16 protein-coding genes are annotated in these 19579 nt (G+C 66.7%); 2 read left to right on the top strand and 14 right to left on the bottom strand.

What is annotated here, in order from left to right; translation table 11 throughout:
• Positions 1-95 precede the first annotated feature (95 nt).
• Entirely contained in the window at positions 96-1175 is a 1080-nt protein-coding gene (locus tag Q0627_RS08120; RefSeq protein WP_291020585.1) for a nitronate monooxygenase, read from the bottom strand.
• A gap of 89 nt (positions 1176-1264) precedes the next feature.
• The gene (rsmD, locus tag Q0627_RS08115) at positions 1265-1810 is read right to left on the bottom strand and encodes a 16S rRNA (guanine(966)-N(2))-methyltransferase RsmD (protein WP_291020584.1); all 546 of its coding nucleotides are present in this window, start codon (positions 1808-1810) and stop codon (positions 1265-1267) included.
• A gap of 258 nt (positions 1811-2068) precedes the next feature.
• Here rsmD and Q0627_RS08110 point away from each other — a divergent pair, with 258 nt between their 5' ends.
• The gene (locus Q0627_RS08110; RefSeq protein ID WP_291020583.1) at positions 2069-3319 is read left to right on the top strand and encodes a lipase family protein; all 1251 of its coding nucleotides are present in this window, start codon (positions 2069-2071) and stop codon (positions 3317-3319) included.
• 75 nt (positions 3320-3394) lie between these two features.
• On the opposite strand, the gene proB is transcribed toward Q0627_RS08110, so the two are convergent.
• The 7 genes from proB to Q0627_RS08075 form a co-directional block, all read right to left on the bottom strand.
• Positions 3395-4525 carry a glutamate 5-kinase gene (gene proB, locus Q0627_RS08105; RefSeq protein ID WP_291020582.1) on the bottom strand — a complete coding sequence of 377 codons (1131 nt, stop codon included), beginning with the start codon at positions 4523-4525 and terminating at the stop codon, positions 3395-3397.
• Positions 4526-4533: 8 nt separating this feature from the next.
• Positions 4534-5994, bottom strand: coding sequence for a GTPase ObgE (obgE, locus tag Q0627_RS08100; RefSeq protein WP_291020580.1), 1461 nt, complete (start codon positions 5992-5994; stop codon positions 4534-4536).
• 172 nt (positions 5995-6166) lie between these two features.
• Positions 6167-6430 carry a 50S ribosomal protein L27 gene (rpmA, locus tag Q0627_RS08095; protein ID WP_213248696.1) on the bottom strand — a complete coding sequence of 88 codons (264 nt, stop codon included), beginning with the start codon at positions 6428-6430 and terminating at the stop codon, positions 6167-6169.
• A 79-nt stretch (positions 6431-6509) separates the two neighbouring features.
• A complete protein-coding gene (rplU, locus tag Q0627_RS08090; protein ID WP_291020575.1) occupies positions 6510-6821 on the bottom strand; it encodes a 50S ribosomal protein L21 in 312 nt (103 codons plus the stop codon).
• A 284-nt stretch (positions 6822-7105) separates the two neighbouring features.
• Complete coding sequence (locus Q0627_RS08085; protein ID WP_291020573.1) at positions 7106-10507, bottom strand: translation initiation factor IF-2 N-terminal domain-containing protein; 3402 nt, start codon at positions 10505-10507, stop codon at positions 7106-7108.
• A gap of 482 nt (positions 10508-10989) precedes the next feature.
• A complete protein-coding gene (gene ndk, locus Q0627_RS08080) occupies positions 10990-11403 on the bottom strand; it encodes a nucleoside-diphosphate kinase (protein WP_005192227.1) in 414 nt (137 codons plus the stop codon).
• Between the two features lie 62 nt (positions 11404-11465).
• Positions 11466-12311 (bottom strand): helix-turn-helix domain-containing protein, encoded by an 846-nt coding sequence (locus Q0627_RS08075; protein WP_291020567.1) that lies wholly within the window; start codon positions 12309-12311, stop codon positions 11466-11468.
• 84 nt (positions 12312-12395) lie between these two features.
• On the opposite strand from Q0627_RS08075, the gene Q0627_RS08070 reads away from it, so the two are divergent.
• Positions 12396-13685: an amidohydrolase family protein gene (locus Q0627_RS08070; RefSeq protein ID WP_291020565.1), complete on the top strand. Its 1290-nt coding sequence runs from the start codon at positions 12396-12398 to the stop codon at positions 13683-13685.
• Between the two features lie 93 nt (positions 13686-13778).
• Here the strand turns inward: Q0627_RS08070 and Q0627_RS08065 are convergent, their stop codons facing one another.
• The 5 genes from Q0627_RS08065 to Q0627_RS08045 form a co-directional block, all read right to left on the bottom strand.
• Complete coding sequence (locus Q0627_RS08065) at positions 13779-14270, bottom strand: hypothetical protein (protein ID WP_291020563.1); 492 nt, start codon at positions 14268-14270, stop codon at positions 13779-13781.
• Between the two features lie 145 nt (positions 14271-14415).
• Entirely contained in the window at positions 14416-14829 is a 414-nt protein-coding gene (locus Q0627_RS08060; RefSeq protein WP_291020561.1) for a DUF4233 domain-containing protein, read from the bottom strand.
• A complete protein-coding gene (locus Q0627_RS08055; RefSeq protein ID WP_291020614.1) occupies positions 14826-16214 on the bottom strand; it encodes a folylpolyglutamate synthase/dihydrofolate synthase family protein in 1389 nt (462 codons plus the stop codon). The genes Q0627_RS08060 and Q0627_RS08055 overlap by 4 nt, the downstream gene beginning before the upstream one ends.
• 170 nt (positions 16215-16384) lie before the next feature.
• Complete coding sequence (locus Q0627_RS08050) at positions 16385-19039, bottom strand: valine--tRNA ligase (RefSeq protein ID WP_291020559.1); 2655 nt, start codon at positions 19037-19039, stop codon at positions 16385-16387.
• Between the two features lie 122 nt (positions 19040-19161).
• The coding region (locus Q0627_RS08045) for an NTP transferase domain-containing protein (RefSeq protein ID WP_298808911.1) at positions 19162-19579 on the bottom strand (418 nt) is incomplete at its 5' end.

The following is a 19579-nucleotide window of genomic DNA, read 5'->3' as shown; positions in this document are numbered from 1 at the left end:
CTTACCGCAAGCAACCATCTTGATCCCTGAGGCCGATGCGACGAAGGAGCGAGGGTCGCGAAGGGTCCGGCGACACACGCACCTGACGCGGCCGCTCAGTCCGTTGCCCGCCCGGTGAGGTTGGCGATGATCTGCGCGGCAGAACCCTTCTGGACGGCGTCCCAACCGTCGCCGGCCCACAGGTTGAGCGTCTGGGTATTGCCGGCGGCCGCGGCAGCGGTCCGGATGGGTTTGGTCATGTAGTGCACATGCGGATAGGCGGCCGGCGCGTCGACGTTCATGGTCGCGAAACGGTTGGCCAACGCGCGGGCCGGACGTCCGGAGAACGCCCGGGTGACGACGGTACCGCGGTACTCCCAGCTCCACACCGCGTTGCGGTAGGTCTCCGAGGTGCCGGCCTCGTCGGCGCACAACAGTGCCGTGCCGACGGCGACTGCGGTGGCCCCGGCGTCGAGAAGTTCGCGGACGTCGTCTGCCACCCCGACCCCACCGGCAGCGATGACCGGCACTTCTGTGGCCTTGGTGATCTTGCGAACGAGTCCGGCGGTCGACATTCCCGGACCTCCATGCGGATGATCGGGAACGTCATGCCAGATCCCCCGATGCCCGCCGGCCTCAACGCCCTGCGCTATCAGCGCGTCGGCTCCGGATGCGACGGCGGCTGCGGCCTCGCCCGGTGAGGTCACGGTGACGAAGACCTGAGCACTGACCTCGGCGCGAATCCGGTCCACCAACTCACGCCCTGGGTCGGCGAACGTCGTGCTGACGAACGCGGGGCGATATCGCGCCAACACGGCGAGCTTGGCGTCGATGTCCTCGTCGAAGAACCTGGGGTTGCCGACTTCGGTGCCGAGGGTGTCGGCGTCGATCTGCAAGCGGGTCCGGTACTCGGCGATCTCGTCCGACAACTGCTCGCCCACGTCGGTTCCGGGCAGGAACAGGTTGACCCCGAATGGCCGGTCTGTGAGCTCTCCCACCTCGACGAGCAGCGGTTCGAGCTGTTCGGCGGTCAGATACCCGGCCGCGAGGGTACCCAGCCCTCCGGCGTTGCTGACGGCCGCGACCAGCTCGGGTGTGGTCGGCCCGCCCGCCATCGGGGCCCCGACAATCGGTATCACCCATTCGACAGGGCCGATCCGGACCCCGGCACCGCCCTGCGCATCAGTCGTCGTCACCTTGCCACCTCCGTATACCACCCAATCGCACTTGGATGAGAATACGGTATGTCAGAAGTGAGAATCACGTCTCCGATCGGGTGAAGTTGCTACCTGCGCCCGATTTCCACCCGGGTGTCGCCGTAGGTCTTGTCGACCACCAGCTCCAAAACAGCGGGCCACTGGACGCGTGATGACCTGGAGGAGCGTTCCAGCACCAGGAGACCTTCGTCGGCCATGAAGCGTTCGGCGGCGGCCACTTCGGCCTGCACGATGTCGGTGCCGAGGTCGTAGGGCGGGTCCATGAAGATCACGTCGAACGGATTTGCGTCGGCGGAGAGAAAGGTGCCGACCTCCCCGGTCACCACCCGCGCCGCCGACAAGACACCACACGCATTGAGGTTGGCGACGATCACCGAGGTGGCGCGGCGCCGGGAATCGACGAACACCGCCGACGATGCACCCCGCGAGAGTGCTTCGATGCCGAGCGCACCCGATCCCGCATAGAGGTCCGCGACCGCGGCACCGTCGAGGTCGATGCGTGCGTCGAGCATGTTGAAGACCGCCTCACGCACCCGGTCGGAGGTGGGTCGGGTCCCGTCGTCGGGAACGGCGATCCTGCGGCCACCGAAGCGACCGGCGATGATCCTGGTCATGGTGGCCCATTCTCCACCAGCGATGTGCCGGAGCTGTAAGGTAGTCTCTTCATACTGGCCGGTACCTGTGACCGGCCATGCAATGTGCTGGGACGTGTCATCGGTGACACCGGCCTCATTGATCGGTGCGGGTACGCGTGTATCCACACCGAGGACCATGAGCCGATGGCGGCCCAGCTGTTTTGTCACGAAGCGGCCGAAATGGGGATACATCTCGTGAATCACACCGCGAGGCGATCGAAGCAGACCACCTGGCGTATGGCGGTCCTACCTGCACTGATGGCGGTCACCGCACTGGTCTTCGGCACGCTGGCCGCAGCTCCCGCCGCCGGTGTACCCGACGGCGGCAGGGTCGATGCCGCCCGAATGGCCAAGATCAACGCGGCGCTGCCCACCCCGTTGCATGACGGCTTCTACAGGACGCCCGCGAACATCGGGAAGTACAAGCAGGGCGAGATCATCTCCACCCGGACGCGGCCCAACCCGCCTGCGTTCCTCGGCGTCAAGACTTATCAGATCAAGTTCCGCTCCAATGACAGCGAGAACAAGCCGATCGCGGCGATCACGACGATTCTGGTTCCGTTCAACAAGAAGGCCAACGGGCCGCTGCTGTCGTTCCAACACATCGTCAACGCGGTCGGCCTCGAATGCGCGCCGTCGCGCGTGCTGTGGACACAGGACCCCAACCTCACCATCCGGGAGGCACCGGCACTCAACGTGGTGCTGCAGCAGGGCTGGACGGTGAGCATCCCCGACCACCTCGGTCCGCGCAGCTCATACGGTGCGGCCAAGCTCGGCGGCCAGATCTCGCTCGACGCGATCACAGCCACCCAGAACTTCAAGCCCGCCGGTGTCAAGTACAGCAAGGTCGGCCTGGCCGGCTACTCCGGTGGCGGCATGGCCACGGCGTGGGCAGCTGCGCTCGCCCCCAAGTACAGCCCCAAGCTGAACATCGTCGGCGCAGCCTACGGCGGAGTGCCGATGGACCTGATCAAGATGGCCGAGGGCCTGGGCTACAACCGCCCGCACCCCGCGTTCGGACTCGCGTTCGCCGCGGCCATCGGCCTGGCCCGTGAGTATTCCGATAAGGTCACACTCTTCGACTACCTCTCACCCAAGGGCAAGCGGATGTTCTCCGAGATGCGCAACGCGTGCACCAACGATGTGCTGCGGATCGGTGCCGGCCACAGCGCCCGTCAGGTCGCCAAGAGCGGTATCCAGTTGTTCGAGAACCCGACATTCCGCAAGATCGGCGCCGAGAACAGCTTGGCCATGTACTCCGGCGTGCCCAAGGCACCGGTCTTCGAGTGGCACAGCCCCACCGACGTGCTGATCCCGCTCGACGCGATCACCTCGACCACGCGGCGCTACTGCAAGGCAGGCACGAAGGTGACGACGATGCTCACCCCGTCCCCCGAGCACATGAGCGCTGCGGTGATCGGCGTCGTCCCGGCGATGGAGTTCCTGTCCGCTCGTTTCCGCGGAGAGCCCGCATCCAGCACCTGCTGACACCCCACAGATGACTGAGTCCCCACGGTATCGCCGTGGGGACTCAGTCGTTCCAGATCTCTACCGGCCAGATCTCTACCGGGCCACCAGGTCGTCGGCGTGTACGACCGGTCGGCGCAGATCGAGCGGCAGGTCCGCCGTGGAGCGTCGCTCCATCGACGCGATCTCGTCGGAGTCGTAGGCCACCACACCGCGGCCTCGCACCGCACCGGACAGGTCTACGAGCTCCACCACATCACCGGCGTAGAACACGCCCTTCACCTCGACGATGCCCGCCGCCAACAAGGACCGTCGCCGACTGACCACCGCCGCGACCGCCCCGTCATCGATGACAAGCGAGCCATTGCTGTCGGCGGCATGCCGAACCCAGAATCGGCGGGCCGTCAACCGCTCGGCCCGCGCCGCGAACACCGTCCCCACCGACGCATCCTTCAGGGCAAACGCCGCGTCGGAGGCTGCGGCCAGCAGCACCGGTACCCCGGCATCCGCCGACAGCCGGGCAGCGGTGAGCTTGGACGCCATTCCGCCGGTGCCCAATGCACCGCCGGAGCCCGCTATCACCCCGTCGAGATCCTCCGGACCGTGCACCTCATCGATGAACTGCGCCCGCTCCCCGTTGGGGCCGACCTTGCGCGGGTCTCCGTCGTACAGACCGTCGACGTCGCTGAGCAGGATCAACGCATCGGCACGGATCGAATGAGCCACCAACGCGGCGAGCCGATCGTTGTCACCGAACCGGATCTCGTTGGTGGCCACGGCGTCGTTCTCGTTGATCACCGGCACCACCCCCAACGACACGAGACGTTCCAGCGTGCGCTGGGCATTGGCGTGGTGGCGCCGGTTCGCGAAGTCATCGGCGGTCAACAACACCTGTCCCACCGTTCTCCGGTACCGGGCGAACGACGTCCCCCAGGCGTGTGCGAGCGCGAGCTGACCGACGCTGGCGGCGGCCTGCTTGGTGGCCAGGTCAGTGGGTCGCTTCTTCAGTCCCAACGGCGCGATTCCTGCGCCCACCGCACCCGAGGACACCACGGTGACGTTGGAGCCCGCCCGCATCCGTGCTTCGAGTGCATCGGCAAGGGCGTCCAGACGCGCCCGGTCGAGGCCGTCGTGCATATCGGTGAGCGCCGACGATCCGATCTTGACGACGATGCTGCGGGCGTCGGCGATGTGGCCTCGTACCTCACTCCGGCGCAGGTCACTCATGAGTCACCTCACCCACGGATATCGCCGTCCTCGAACCGCCCGCGGCGCGCCTTGCGTGCCTGCTTGCGTTCGGCCGCGCCGACGCGCTCGGAACGATCGAGGCGGATGTCGGTGCCGCGGCCGGTGACCGGCACCTCGTCACCCATCGGTGTGGTCGGCTCCCAGTCGAAGGTCATGTCGCCGATGGTGACCGGCGCGCCGGGTTCGGCACCGAGGCGTTTGAGCTCGTCTTCCACGCCGAGGCGATTGAGCCGGTCGGCGAGGTAGCCCACCGCTTCGTCGTTGGCGAACTGCGTTTGCGCGATCCATCGTTCGGGACGTTCTCCCCGCACGATGAAACCGCCCTCGACGGCCGGATCCGGCAGCACCGAGAATCCGCTGTCGTCGACGGCGACCGGTCGGATGATCTGCCTTCGGGCCTGCTGTTTCGGTTGCGCCGCACGGTATTCGGCGACCATCTTGGCCAGGGCGAAGGTGAGCTCGCGCAATCCGTTGTGACTCACCGCTGAAATTCGGAACACCGGCCAACCACGTTGCGCCAGTTCAGGTTCGACGAAGTCGGACAGTTCGGCGGCATCTGGCACGTCAATCTTGTTGAGTATCACCACACGTGGCCGATCGGCCAGATCACCGAGACCGTGATCGGCGTCGAGGGCCGGCCTGTACGCGGCCAGCTCCGCCTCAAGCGCGTCGATGTCGGAGACCGGGTCGCGACCGGGTTCCAGTGTCGCGCAATCGACAACGTGGGCGAGCACAGCGCACCGTTCCAGGTGCCGCAGGAACTCCAGGCCGAGCCCACGTCCGGTCGACGCACCGGGGATCAACCCGGGCACATCGGCGATGGTGAAGATGTCGCCGGCCGCTTGGACCACACCGAGGTTGGGGACGAGGGTGGTGAACGGGTAGTCGGCGATCTTCGGCTTGGCCGCCGACAGCACCGACACCAGCGAGGACTTTCCCGCAGACGGAAAGCCGACGAGACCGACGTCGGCGACCGATTTGAGCTCCAGCACCAGATCGCGCGTCTGGCCTTCCTCGCCGAGCAGCGCGAATCCGGGCGCCTTGCGTGCCCGCGACGCCAGCGCGGCGTTGCCCAGTCCGCCGCGGCCCCCTTTGGCCGCCTCGAAGGACGTACCCTCGCCGACCAGGTCGGCGAGGATCTTGCCGTCGGCATCGAGGACAACGGTGCCGTCGGGCACGTTGAGGACCAGGTCCTCGCCGGTGGCGCCGTCGCGGTTGTCGCCCATGCCGGGCTTACCGTTGGTCCCCTTGGCGTGTGGCCGGAAGTGGAAGTCCAGCAGCGTATGTACCTGCGGGTCGACGACGAGCCGCACAGATCCGCCGTTGCCGCCGTTACCGCCGTCGGGTCCGCCGAGCGGCTTGAACTTCTCCCGGTGTACCGAGGAGCATCCGTGGCCACCGTTTCCGGCCGTCACATGAATGGTCACGCGGTCGACGAACCGAGACATCGCCACTCTCACTTCCTGATCGGTGGAATCTCCACCAGTGTTCCGATATTGAACAACGAGAGCCCCGCAGCGTGCGGGACCCGCAAAATGCCAACAGAGGGCGCCCAGGGGCGGTTCCCCTGTGCACCCTCTGTCGAGGCTATATTTCTCTCACCCCGGACCGGGGCGGGAATCAGACCGCAGCGGCGTCGGTGACGATGTTGACGGTCTTGCGGCCACGCTTGGTGCCGAACTCGACCGCACCGGCGGCGAGCGCGAACAGGGTGTCGTCGCCACCACGGCCGACGTTCACGCCCGGGTGGAACTTGGTGCCACGCTGGCGGATCAGGATCTCGCCCGCGCTGACCTGCTGGCCACCGAAGCGCTTGACGCCGAGCCGCTGGGCGTTGGAATCACGACCGTTGCGCGAGCTGGACGCGCCCTTCTTATGTGCCATGTCAGTCCTCCTGAAGAATCTGTAGGTCTTGGTGTGAGGGTTGCCGTGCCACGACAGACGACGACAGCCCCGGTGGGTGTCAGTTGATGCCGGTGACCTTGAGGACCGTCAGCTTCTGACGATGACCCTGGCGCTTGTGGTAGCCGGTCTTGTTCTTGAACTTGTGGATGCGGATCTTGGGACCCTTGGTCTCCTCGACTACCTCGGCGGTCACGGAGATCTTGGCCAGCGCATCGGCGTCGGTGGTGATCTGGGCGCCGTCGACAACCAGTGCCACCGGCAGGTTCACGGTGGTGCCCGGCGCGCTGTCGATCTTCTCGACCTTCACAATGTCGCCCTGCGCGACCTTGTACTGCTTACCGCCGGTCTTGACGATCGCGTACGTTGCCATCGAAGCTGTCCTCTAACTCGTCTAGTCGGGCCGGTACCCGTATCCGCGGTTCCGGCGCTCTACTGATCCTGATCTGTGGTTGTCTACCTGACGCGGGCCGCAATACACCCCGGACCAGTTGTCAGGGTCACCGCAGATCACACCAGAATGCCTGTCGTGCGGGGGAACGACCTTGTGGCGGACGTCAATCCGGCACAGCGCAAACCCGCCGCCGAAGGCGACCGTTCAAGGCTACGGGACCGCCGCCCACCGGGTCAAACCAGCCCGGCCCCGAACGGCCGCACTCACTCCTCGACCGGAGGGCCCGCCGGCCTTCCCGCCGAACGCCTGCGTGGCCTGCGGCGCACCGCCACCGTCTTGGCAGCCGGGGCCGCGGTCGAGGGCCCCGACGTGGTCACCGGAGCGCTGTCGCCGTCGCCGGTCACCGGGGCCGACGTCATGACCACCGGCTCGGTGGTGGTTGTCGGTGAACTCACACGCACCACACGCCGCCGACGGCTGCCGGTTCCGGACGCACGCGCAGGCTCGGGCGCAACCGTGTCCTGGCCTGCGGCTTGCCGATCATTGCCGGCATCGTCACCGGGCTCGGCGGTGTCCTGGCCTCGGGCGCCGCTCTCACCGGTCGTGGCCGGCTCCGCGGTGCGGATTTCGCCATCTTCCGCCGGAGCGTCGTCACTCACCGCGCTTTCGGGCGCCTGGGCACCGCCGGTCGTGATGACGGCCTCATCGACAGTGGCTGCCGGCACGTCGGTAATCGGTGCGTCGGCAATCGGTGCGTCGGCACCGCTGTCGACGTCCGCGCCGTCGGTTGTGACGACGATCTCAATATCCTCGGCGACTAACGCTGCGGCGACCATGCCATCAGCTGACGACGCATCGTCGACAGGCATCGTGTCGAGCGCCTCGTCACCGGAGCAGTCGGCCTGGCCGGGTTCGTGCGAATGCGCGGCCATGGCCCGGAACATCGGATGTTCGGACGGGCTGTGTGCCGGCTTGGCCGCCTCGGCCTGCTCAGCCCGCTTCTTGGCCTTGCGTGAGCGTTTCGACCCGCTCTCAGGCCGCGATTGGTCGTCGGTACGCACCTCGACGGGATTCTGGTGGACGATGATGCCCCGCCCAGCACACGCGGTACACGTGGTCGAGAAGGCCTCCAGGAGCCCGGTGCCCAGACGCTTGCGGGTCATCTGCACCAGTCCCAGCGAGGTCACCTCGGACACCTGATGCCGGGTGCGGTCCCGGGCCAGCGCCTCGGTCAGCCTGCGCAGCACCAGGTCGCGGTTGGATTCGAGGACCATGTCGATGAAGTCGACGATGATCATGCCGCCCAGATCCCGCAGCCGCATCTGCCGGACGATCTCCTCGGCGGCTTCGAGGTTGTTACGGGTCACCGTCTCCTCGAGGTTGCCGCCGGAACCGGTGAACTTGCCGGTGTTGACGTCGACGACGGTCATCGCCTCGGTGTGCTCGATGATCAGGGTGCCGCCCGACGGCAGCCACACCTTGCGGTCGAGCGCCTTGGCGAGTTGTTCATCGATGCGGTGCACCACGAACGAATCGGGCGCGTCGGCATGGCGCTTGGTGAATCGTTCGACCCGTTCCATCAGGTCCGGGGCCACCGAGCTGACATACCTCTCGACGAGGTTCCACGCCTTGTCGCCCTCGACGATCAGCTTCTTGAAGTCCTCGTTGAAGAGGTCCCGAACGACCCGGACCAGCAGGTCGGGCTCCTCGTACAGCGGTCGCGGTCCGCCGCCCGAACGACCCTTGGCCTCGCCGACGGCGGCTTCGATGCCCTTCCACTGGCTTTCCAGGCGCGCGATGTCGGCGCCCAGTTCGTCCGCGCTCACGCCTTCGGATGCGGTGCGGATGATCACGCCGGCGTCCTCGGGCAGCAGCTTGGCAAGGATCTGCTTGAGGCGTTTGCGCTCCACATCGGGCAGCTTGCGACTGATGCCCGTCGACGATCCGCCCGGCACGTACACCAGGTAGCGGCCGGCCAGCGAGATCTGCGTGGTCAGGCGCGCGCCCTTGTGGCCCACCGGATCCTTGCTGACCTGCACCAGCACAGAGTCGCCCGGCTTGAGGGCCTGCTCGATCTTGCGGGAACCACCGTCGAGACCGGCGGCGTCCCAGTTCACCTCACCGGCGTACAGCACACCGTTGCGGCCCCGGCCGATGTCGACGAACGCGGCCTCCATACCGGGGAGCACATTCTGCACCCGGCCGAGATAGATGTTGCCCACCAGCGACGACGACGTCTCGGTGGTCACGAAATGCTCCACGAGCACACCGTCTTCGAGGACCGCGACCTGCGTGTAGTCCTCGGCGTTCGGGTCGTGGAAGGCGCGCTCGCGCACCACCATCACCCGGTCGACGGCCTCGCGCCGCGCCAGGAACTCCGATTCGCTCAGGATCGGCGGCCGACGACGACCCGCGTCGCGGCCGTCACGCCTGCGCTGCCGCTTGGCCTCCAGCCGCGTAGATCCCGAAATGCCCTGTACCTCGTCACGGGCGCGCTTGGTGCGCGGCTCCCGCTCGTGCACGACGGTGTTCGGCGGATCGTCGGGGGCCACCTCGTCGCCCTCGGTGCCCTTGCGACGGCGACGGCGACGGCGCCGCCGCGACGTTCCCGACTCCCCGCCGGCATCGTCACCGTCGGAGTCCTCGCCGTCATCGGTCGACTCCGCATCACCGGAAGAATCCGATTCGTCGTCCACGACGCCGGCGGAATCGCCACGTTCGGCTTCGTCACCGTCGGCCGATTCGTCGTCGGCCGATTCGACTCTGGCCGCGCGCCGCCGACGCCGCTGCCTGCGGGGCGATTCTTCCTCGTCGGACGCCTCCGCGGTGCCCTCGTCGGCCGAGTCCTCGTCGTCGCCCGGCTCCGGGGAGTCCCCGTTCGATTCACTCGCCCGCACATCGGCCGCGGACTCGTCATCGTCGGACCGCTCTCCGGCGTCCGCCTGATCCCCCCGGCCACGCCCGCGGCCACGACGCCCCCGACGCCGCCGTCGCGGCTTACCCGATCCGCTTTCATCGGCCTGGTCATCATCGGCGCCGTCGAGGTCCGATTCGTTCTCCGCGTCCGTGTCGGCGTCATCCAGGGCGTCCGACGACAGCGGTGTGTCGTCGACAATGGCTTTACGAGCGGGTACCTTGACCGGCTCGACGACATCGGGCGACAGGAACAGCGGTACCGTCGCGGCCTCCGTCGGCGGGGGCCCGACGACCGACTCCTGAGTGGCGGTCGCCGCTGCGGAGAACAGCGAATCGATCGACAACTGCGCTGCTGCGCCGGACCCGACAGCCGCCGACTCAGTGGGCTCGGGCTGCGCGATCGCCGGTCCGGGAGTCGTGGCCACCTCAGCCGAGTCGGAATCAGCAGTCGGCGCCCCGGCATCGTCCGGCTCGGGCGCCTTCGGCGCCGCGTCGTCCCCCGACTCCTGCGGAACGTCCGTATCGGCCGGCTCTCCGGTCACTCGGTCACGAACCGTGTAGGCGATCTCGCGGTCGATGCTGGATTGCGGTGATCGCGCACCGTGTCCGATCTCGGCCAGGTGACCCAGCACCTCGCGGCTGGTGATACCCAGCTTCCGTGCCAGGGCGTGAACGCGCAGTTTGATAGGAAATTCGTCTGCCTGTGCTGATGCGTCATTGACGTCAGCAGGCGACCCGTTGTCGGTCACTCAGTCTCCTTGAGCCCCCGGGCGCGTCGGGCTGACGCGGCCACGCGGGGGCCTAACTCTGTGTCCCGGCCGTGGCCGGTGTTATGTGGTCTTCGCGCCGGTGCCCGTTCCGCGGTAGCGGAGGGAGGACGTGGCGCCTTGCTGGGTGATGTCCGGCTGCGTCGAACATCCACACCACCACGTGCGCACGAATGTGACGTGTACGCGGTGGGGATGACGAGCGGACCGGCATCGGCCACCGTCAACAAAGTGTGTCGACGGTAACTTTCCCGAGTATCCCACACCCCGGTCCGTTTGCCGTAACCAACGCGCATTTACATCGAACGACGGGAGCAACGCCGGGGGCGGGCCGCGGAACACCGCAAGAAGATCGGAGAACCGGCCGTAGAGGGCTGGGCCGGGCCGGGCCGCGGCCTCAGAGCAATGCCCTGAGGCCGCGAGCACCGTGATTCACCTCGAGCCAAGGTCAGCCGAGAGCCGGGTCAGTCGAGGCCGGGGAACCAGAGTGCGATCTCACGCTCGGCCGATTCGGGCGAATCGGAACCGTGAACCAGGTTCTCCTGCGTGACCAGCGCGAAGTCGCCGCGAATGGTTCCCGGAACGGCCTTCTCGACCGGGTCGGTGCCGCCGGCGATCTGGCGCCAGGCCGCGATCGCGCGCGGTCCCTCGACGACTGCCGCGACCAGCGGGCCGGAGGTGATGAATTCGAGCAGCGAATCGAAGAAGGGCTTGCCCTCATGCTCGGCGTAGTGGCCGCGAGCCAGCTCGTCGCTGACCTGCTTGAGCTCGAGGGCGACCAGCGTCAGCCCTTTGCGTTCGATACGTCCGATGATGTCGCCGACCAGGTTGCGGGCCACGCCGTCGGGCTTGATGAGTACGAGAGTCCGTTCAGTCACGCGAACACTGTAACGATTCCCGAGCTGTCTGTGGCAACGAGTGGCCGATCAGCGCGACCGAATTATCCCGCGGGCTCCGGGTCCTGATGGATCCGGTTGCGGTACGACGACGGCGTCTCACCGCTGAACTGGGTGAATGCCCTGGTGAACGACCCCTGGCTGTCGAATCCGACGGCTGTGGCGGTCGAGCTCACCGACTGCCCACGAGTGGCCAGCAGGGTCATGGCCCTCAACATCCGCGCGCTGGTGAGGTAGTCGCGCCACGACATGCCCACCGAGCCGGTGAACATCCTGCGCAGCGTGCGCTCGGACACTGCGACCGCCCGGCTCACTTCCTCGATGGTGACGGTGGCCAGGTGATCGCGGGTGTAGCGCATCGCGGCCGACACGAGCGGGTCGTCAGAGGTCGGCAACAGCAGCGGCGTCTCGGCGGCGAGGGCGTCGACGACGAGATCGGCGAGAGTTCCGAAGAACCGCTCCGAGCGTGGATCGGGGGTGCTGTCGGCGAACGGCCAGCGCAATGAGTAGACGAGCATCTCGCGCATCAGCGGCGAGACTGCCAGGATGCGGGCACGATCGCCGTGGCCGCTGATCAGTTCGGGTTCGAAGAGCACCGACAGGGTGGTGACGTCCCCCTTGAGATGGGTGTCGTGTTCGAGGCCCGCCGGCAACCAGATGGCCTGCTGCGGCGGCACCAGATAGTAGCCGGCCGGTGTTTCGACCTCGACGACGCCACCGATCGCGTATTCGATCTGGTGTACCTCGTGCGAGTGCCACCCGGTGACCAGGGCACCGCCGTCGTAGGCGTAGCTGCCCGCCGAGGCGGTCCCCCGGCCCTTCATCGGCACCCACTGCACCTGTCTGGCCGAAAGTGCTAAATCACTGTCCGATCGCGCAGAGATGGTCACGGGAATCCACTGTACAAGTGAAACAGGACATATTCACGGCCCGGTTTCTGACCGCAACACAGCTCCGAAAGAGGACACAGTCCCATGAATGTCGACGACATGATCCTGATCAGCATCGACGACCACGTCGTGGAACCCCACGACATGTTCGCCCGGCACGTCCCGCAGAAGTACATGGACGAGGCGCCGCGGGTGATCTTCGATGACAAGGGCATCGAGCAGTGGTTCTATCAGGGCAAGGTGACCGGTACCAGCGGCCTGAACGCCGTGGTCACGTGGCCCCCGGAGGAGTGGGCCTACGACCCGGCCGGCTACGCGGAGATGCGTCCGGGCGTGTACGACGTCAACGAACGCGTACGCGACATGAACCGCAACGGTGTGCTCGCCTCGATGTGCTTTCCCACCTTTACCGGCTTCTCCGCGCGCCACCTGAACCAGTATCAGGACCCGGTCACACTGATCATGGTGTCGGCGTACAACGACTGGCACATCGACGAGTGGGCCGGAGCGCATCCCGACCGCTTCATCCCGCTGGCACTGCTGCCCACCTGGAACGTCGAGGGAATGGTCAAGGAGATCCATCGCGTCGCCAAGAAGGGCGCACGCGCGGTCACCATGCCCGAACTCCCCCACCTGGAGAAGCTGCCCAGCTACCACGACATCGACTACTGGGGGCCGGTGTTCCAGGCACTCGTCGAGAACGACATGGTGATGTGCCTGCACATCGGCTCCGGGTTCGGCGTGCTGCGGCTGGCCAGGGACGCACCCATCGACAACCTGATGGTGCTGGCCACACAGATCTCGGTGATCGCGGCTCAGGATCTGCTGTTCGGACCCGTGATGCGTGCGTTCCCCACCCTCAAGTTCGCGTTCTCCGAGGGTGGCGTCGGCTGGATCCCGTTCTTCCTCGACCGCGCCGACCGGCACTACCTCAACCAGAAGTGGCTGAACAACGACTTCGGCGACCGACTGCCGAGCGAGGTGTTCCGGGACCGCGTCCTGGCGTGCTACGTGACCGACAAGACGGCCATCAAGAACCGGCACGACGTCGGCATGAACAACATCGCCTGGGAATGCGACTACCCGCATTCGGACTGCTTCTGGCCGGACGCACCGGAGAAGGTCCTCGCAGAGTTCAATGCCGCCGGTGCCACCGACGCCGAGATCGACCAGATCACCTGGGAGAACTCCGCGAAGTTCTTCAACTGGGATCCGTTCACCCTCAAGACCAAGGACGAGTCCCGGGTGGGCGCCCTGCGTGCACTGGCCACCGACGTCGACACCACCGTCCGGCCGCGCGCGGAGTGGAAGAAGATGTACGAGGCCAAGAAAAAGGCCGAATCGGACCTCGCGATCGCCGCGGCGAAGGGCTGACGGCCGACGGCTGAAACCGGACGCGCCTGACCGGGGTCATCCCCGATCAGGCGCGTCGTCGTCCCCTGAAATGTGGTGCGTGGCCGAACTACGTCAGTTGCAGTACTGGCCCTCCACGGCAAACAGGCCGTAGTCGAACAGACTGCCGGCATGTCCCCGCGAGATCACCATCTGGATACATCCTCCTGGTGTGCTCAGCGCACCATCGAGGGCACGGCCGAACTGCAAGGCCAGTCCGTCGTTGGCCGCCCGGTATTGAGGTGGCACGGGAAGTCCGGCGATACCGCCGACCACATTGACGCGATCCAGCTGCTTGGTCACCTCATGGGTGGCGATGAATCCATACTCGGAGTTCGACAACTCGATGGGCGGTCCGGGCTTGAGGATCGCGGTGTAGTCAGGCTCGGCCGGGGGTAGGTTACCGGACTGGTTCCCCGCGGTGCTCGCAGTTCCAGGGCCGGGATCGGCGGGTGTGGCGTGCGCCGCACCGCCTCCGGCGGCAATGAGCCCGGCGGCGACCATCGCCCCGGCGATCAGCGCCGCACGCTTCTTGACAGCGGACAGTCGACGTGTTGTGACAGACAAGATTCCCCTCAGACGTATACAGGTGCGCCAGGTTGCTCACACCAACAGCCATTGTCACAGTTTCCGCCGGAGATGACGACCGTCACGCGTAACGTTCCGGCAACAGGTCTTGCAGGTCCCGAACCGTGCGATGAACGTTGGAGAACTATATCTCGTCGATGGGGCGCTGACCCGCTAGCCGACCCTCGTCGATACGTTGCTGAATGTCGCGTTTGATGTAGCCGATGTAGAGCCAAACGCTCAGGAACACCACGCCGATGACCGCGATCGACCAGTGAAAAACACCCCCGACGATGATCGCGACCTGCAGCGCGAGATCGAGCTGCAGCGCGTAGGGGCGTCCCTGCATGCCGCAGGCCAGCACCATCGCCACCGCGATCAGCCCCAGGTAGCCACCGGAGATCCAGGTCAGTCCGCCACCGATCTTCCACACCACCGGCAGGCACAGCAGGACCACGATCAGTTCAAGGATCAGCGTTCCGGCCATCACCCCACGCAGTCCCTTCCAGGGGTCGACGGTCGGCGGTGTGAAACGCGGTGCGGCGGTGTTCTCACTCATGATGGTTCCTTACCGAACAGGCCGCGTGCGGCGCCTGCGGTGACCACCGAACCGGTGATCACCACACCCGCACCAGCAACCGGCTGTCCCTCGGATTCCTCGGCCAGGCCGATCGCCGCCTCGACGGCGTCGGGCAGAAATGGTTCTACGGTGACCCGGTCCTCGCCGAACACCGCGCGCGCGATCTCTGCGAGTGTCTCGGTCTCGAGTGCTCGAGGAGAGCCGTTGTTGGTGACGACTACGTGATCGAGGACCGGTTCGAGGGCTTCGAGCAGTCCTTCTGCATCCTTGTCCCCGAGCACTCCGATCACCCCGACCAGCCGCCGGAAGTCGAACTCCTCGGCCAGTGCGTTGGCCAGGGCGGTTGCCCCGTGCGGGTTGTGCGCGGCATCGACGAAGACGCTCGGCGCCGAACGCACCCGTTCGAGCCTCCCGGGACTCGATACCGCGGCGAATCCCGCCCGCACGGCGTCGATGTCGAGTTGACGCTCGGCACCGGCCCCGAAGAACGCCTCGACGGCGGCGAGCGCAAGGGCGGCGTTGGCGGCCTGGTGCGCGCCGTGCAGCGGCAGGAAGATCTCCTCGTACACCCCGCCCAAACCTTGCAGGGTGAGCAGCTGACCACCCACCGCCAGCCGCGATTCCAGCACGGCGAACTCCGAGTTCTGGCGCGCCACAATGGTTTCCGACTCCACAGCTTGAAGCAGCAGCACGTCCATGACCGCGGGATCCTGCGGCGCGATCACCGCGACCGGATCCTGCGCGAGGAAGTCGTCACCCTTGCGCGGCGTGATGATCCCGGCCTTCTCGCCCGCGATCGCGGCGAGTGTGTCGCCGAGATAGTCTGCGTGGTCCAGCGCGATCGGGGTGATCACCCGCACCTGCGAGTCGATCACGTTGGTGGCGTCCCAACGGCCGCCCATGCCGGTCTCCACCACCGCCACGTCCACCGGCGCCTCCGCGAACGCCGCGTACGCCATCGCGGTGAGCACCTCGAACTTGCTCATCCGCGGTCCGCCGGCGGCAGTCGACGAGTCGTCGACCATCGTGATGTAGGGCTCCAGCTCGCGGTAGGTGTCGATGTAGGTGCGCGGTGCGATCGGCGTGCCGTCGATCGAGATCCGTTCGGTCACCAGTTGCAGATGCGGGCTGGTGATGCGGCCGGTGCGCCGGTGCAGCGCGACGAGCAGGGCGTCGATCATCCGCGTCACCGACGTCTTGCCATTGGTACCCGCGATGTGGATCGACGGATATGTGAGCTGCGGTGAGCCCAGCAGATCCATCAGCGTCGAGATGCGCGTCAGCGACGGTTCGATCTTGGTCTCGGGCCAGCGGGTGTCGAGTTCGGCCTCCACCTCGGCCAGTTCCGCCAGATCGGCACTGATGTCGGTGGTGAAGGCCGACGGATCTGCCGGACCCTCGTCGTCGAGCGGGTGCACCGGTCCCCCGGGCCGCGCAGTCAACCCAGGTTCGACGGCCCCGACAGCGCCCTCGAACGCCAGGTGCGCCAGGTCGATCTCGTCGGCCTCCGGTGCGCCCGGATCCTGCGGATCGCTCACCCGCCGAGCCCTTCCAGCTTTGCCTTGAGCCGGGCAACCTCGTCGGTGGCCACCTTGTTGCGTTCGGTGATCTTCGCTCGCACTGCCTCCGGAGCCTTCGACAGGAACTGGTCGTTGCCGAGTTTGGCCGCGGTCTGCGCCAGTTCCTTCTCGGCGGCGGCCAGGTCCTTGGCGATGCGTTTGCGTTCGGCCTCCACGTCGACGGTCCCGGAGGTGTCGATGCGCACGGTCACCGTCGCCGACGACAACCGCACCTCGACGGTCGCGGTGGCTGCGAAGCCTTCGCCGGCGGAGTTGAGCCGGGCCAGGGAGTCGACGTACGGACGTAGCGAGACGATGCCCGCGTCGTCGAGACCGTCGAGTTCGGCGGCCACCCGCTGGCCCGGTTTGAGGCCCTGGTCGCTGCGGAACCGGCGGATCTCGGTGATCAGCGCCTGCAGGTCGGCGACCTGACGTGCCGCGTCGGCGTCGGCCTCTTCGGCCGAGACCACCGGCCACGGTGCGATCACCAGGGAGTCGCCGCCGGTCAGCGACTTCCACAGCACCTCGGTGACGAACGGCATCACCGGCGACAGTGTGCGCAGCAGCTTGTCGAGCACGTGACCGAGCACCAATGACGTTGCGTGCGAACGTTCCACGTCGTTCTCGGCGAACTGCACCTTGGTCAGTTCGAGGTACCAGTCGCAGAACTCGTCCCACGCGAAGTGGTACAGCGCCTCACACGCCTTGGAGAACTCGTACGCCTCGAATCCGGCGTCTGCCTCAGCGACCACCTGGTCGAGCCGGTCCAGGATCCAGCGGTCCACCTTGGTCAGCGATTCGCGTTCGGGCAGGTCACCGACCCGGGCACCGTTCATGAGCGCGAACTTGGTGGCGTTGTACAGCTTGGTCGCGAAATTGCGCGACGACGACGCGTGGTCCTCGCCGACGGAGATATCGGCACCCGGGTTGGCTCCACGCGCCAGGGTGAAACGCAGCGCGTCGGCGCCGAACCGCTGTACCCAGTCCAGCGGGTCGATGCCGTTGCCCTTGGATTTGGACATCTTGCGGCCGAATTCGTCGCGGACCAGGCCGTGTAGGAACAGGTTGGTGAACGGTACCTTCTTGTCACCGCCCAGATCCTTGCCGACGTACGTGCCGAACATCATCATCCGCGCCACCCAGAAGAACAGGATGTCGTAGCCGGTGACCAGAACCGAAGTGGGATAGAACTTTTCGAGGTCGGCGGTGTTGTCGGGCCAGCCGAGGGTGGAGAACGGCCACAGACCCGAGGAGAACCAGGTGTCCAGGACATCGGTCTCCTGCGTGTAGCCCTCGGGTGCCTGTTCGTCGGGTCCGGCGCAGACCACCTCGCCGCCCGGGCCATACCAGATCGGGATGCGGTGCCCCCACCACAGCTGCCGCGAGATGCACCAGTCGTGCATGTCGTCGACCCAGCCGAACCAGCGCGGTTCCATCGACTTGGGGTAGATGACGGTGTCGCCGTCGCGTACGGCATCGCCGGCGGTCTTGGCCAGGGAGTCGACCTTGACCCACCACTGCATCGACAGGCGTGGCTCAATCGGCTCACCGGTACGTTCGGAGTGTCCGACACTGTGCAGGTACGGCCGCACCTCCTTGACGATGCGCCCCTGCTCGGCGAGCGCCTCGCGCACCTTGACCCGCGCCTCGAAGCGGTCCATGCCGTCGAATTGCGTTCCAGTTCCGTCGATCCGGGCGGTCGCGTCCATGATCGTCGGCATCGGCAGGTTGTGCCGCTGCCCGAGCGCGAAGTCGTTGGGGTCGTGTGCAGGGGTGATCTTGACCGCGCCCGAACCGAATTCGGGGTCCACGTAGTCGTCGGCGACGATCGGGATGCTGCGGTCGAGGAACGGGTGCGGCAGTTCGGTGCCCACGAGATGTGCATAGCGTTCGTCGTCGGGGTGCACGGCAATCGCGGTGTCGCCGAGCATCGTCTCCAGCCGGGTCGTGGCCACCACGATGTGCGGCTGCGCGTCGTCGAGGGAACCGTACCGGAAGCTGACCAGCTCGCCCTCGACGTCGGCGTAGGACACCTCGATGTCGCTGATCGCGGTCTGCAGCACCGGCGACCAGTTGACCAGGCGCTCGGCCTGGTAGATGAGGCCGTCGTCGAACATCTTCTTGAACACGGTGTGCACCGCGCGCGAGAGTCCCTCGTCCATGGTGAAGCGTTCGCGCGTCCAGTCGACGCCGTCACCCAGGCGGCGCATCTGTTCACCGATGTTGCCGGAGATCTCGGCCTTCTCCTGCCACACGCGTTCGATGAACGCCTCACGGCCCAGGTCGTCGCGGGTCTTGCCCTCGGCGGCCAGCTTGCGTTCGACCATCGTCTGCATGGCGATCGCGGCGTGGTCCATACCGGGCAGCCACAACACTTCGTAGCCCTGCATGCGTTTGCGCCGGGACAACGCATCCATCAGCACATGCTCGTAGGCGTGCCCCATGTGCAGCGAACCGTTGACGTTAGGCGGCGGGATGACGATCGTGAACGGAGGTTTGTCGCTCGCCGCGTCGGCGGTGAAGTACCCCGCGTCTACCCAGCCCTGATACAACCCGGCTTCGTGTTCGGCGGGGTCCCACGACTTCGGCAGTGCGGACGCGTCGGCGCCCTGTGCTTCACGATTGCTCACCCCACAATCTTAGGAAACCCGCGCACCCGGCAGGGCGCCGGGCGCCACCCCACGGACCACCCGCGCCTGAGGTTGCGATCTGTCCCGGGTTCCGGGACAGATCGCACAGTCGAGCATGCTGGTCAGGAGACGCGGAGGTCGTGCAGGTCCTCAGGGGCGTTGACGTTCGTGAGCCACTCGGGGTCAGAGACCGGGACGCGGCGAGTTTCCAGGGCCTCCGTCACCGCGAGCATTCGACGCTCACCACCGGCGACCAGATCAGCGACGACCTGCGCCGACAACGTGCGGTAGATGGCGGCCATCGGATGGTCGCGTCGGGCGTCGTGGGCGATCACCGCCTGCGTCGACGGGGGGGCGCCGCGAGCCAGTTCGTCGATCAGCCCCGGACCGGTGAGGGGCATGTCCGTCGCACAGACGAACCCCCGGCCGAATCCGTCGGCGGCGGCCGCCGCGAGACCCGCGGCGAGGCCGCCGAGCGGTCCGGCGCCCGGTTCCTCGTCGGTCACCCACACCGCCTCAGGGCCTCCGGTGCCGTGCAGG

It is taken from the genome of uncultured Gordonia sp. (assembly GCF_937858515.1).
Taxonomy (GTDB): Bacteria; Actinomycetota; Actinomycetes; order Mycobacteriales; family Mycobacteriaceae; genus Gordonia.
This window is presented reverse-complemented; position numbering and strand designations above follow the sequence as displayed.

Excerpts from the sequence above, each read along its gene's own strand:
- rsmD (WP_291020584.1), bottom strand. The coding sequence starts at position 1,810 with ATGACCAGGATCATCGCCGGTCGCTTCGGTGGCCGCAGGATCGCCGTT.
- Q0627_RS08110 (WP_291020583.1), top strand. The coding sequence starts at position 2,069 with ATGGCGGTCCTACCTGCACTGATGGCGGTCACCGCACTGGTCTTCGGC.
- proB (WP_291020582.1), bottom strand. The coding sequence starts at position 4,525 with ATGAGTGACCTGCGCCGGAGTGAGGTACGAGGCCACATCGCCGACGCC.
- obgE (WP_291020580.1), bottom strand. The coding sequence starts at position 5,994 with ATGTCTCGGTTCGTCGACCGCGTGACCATTCATGTGACGGCCGGAAAC.
- rpmA (WP_213248696.1), bottom strand. The coding sequence starts at position 6,430 with ATGGCACATAAGAAGGGCGCGTCCAGCTCGCGCAACGGTCGTGATTCC.
- rplU (WP_291020575.1), bottom strand. The coding sequence starts at position 6,821 with ATGGCAACGTACGCGATCGTCAAGACCGGCGGTAAGCAGTACAAGGTC.
- Q0627_RS08070 (WP_291020565.1), top strand. The coding sequence starts at position 12,396 with ATGAATGTCGACGACATGATCCTGATCAGCATCGACGACCACGTCGTG.
- Q0627_RS08060 (WP_291020561.1), bottom strand. The coding sequence starts at position 14,829 with ATGAGTGAGAACACCGCCGCACCGCGTTTCACACCGCCGACCGTCGAC.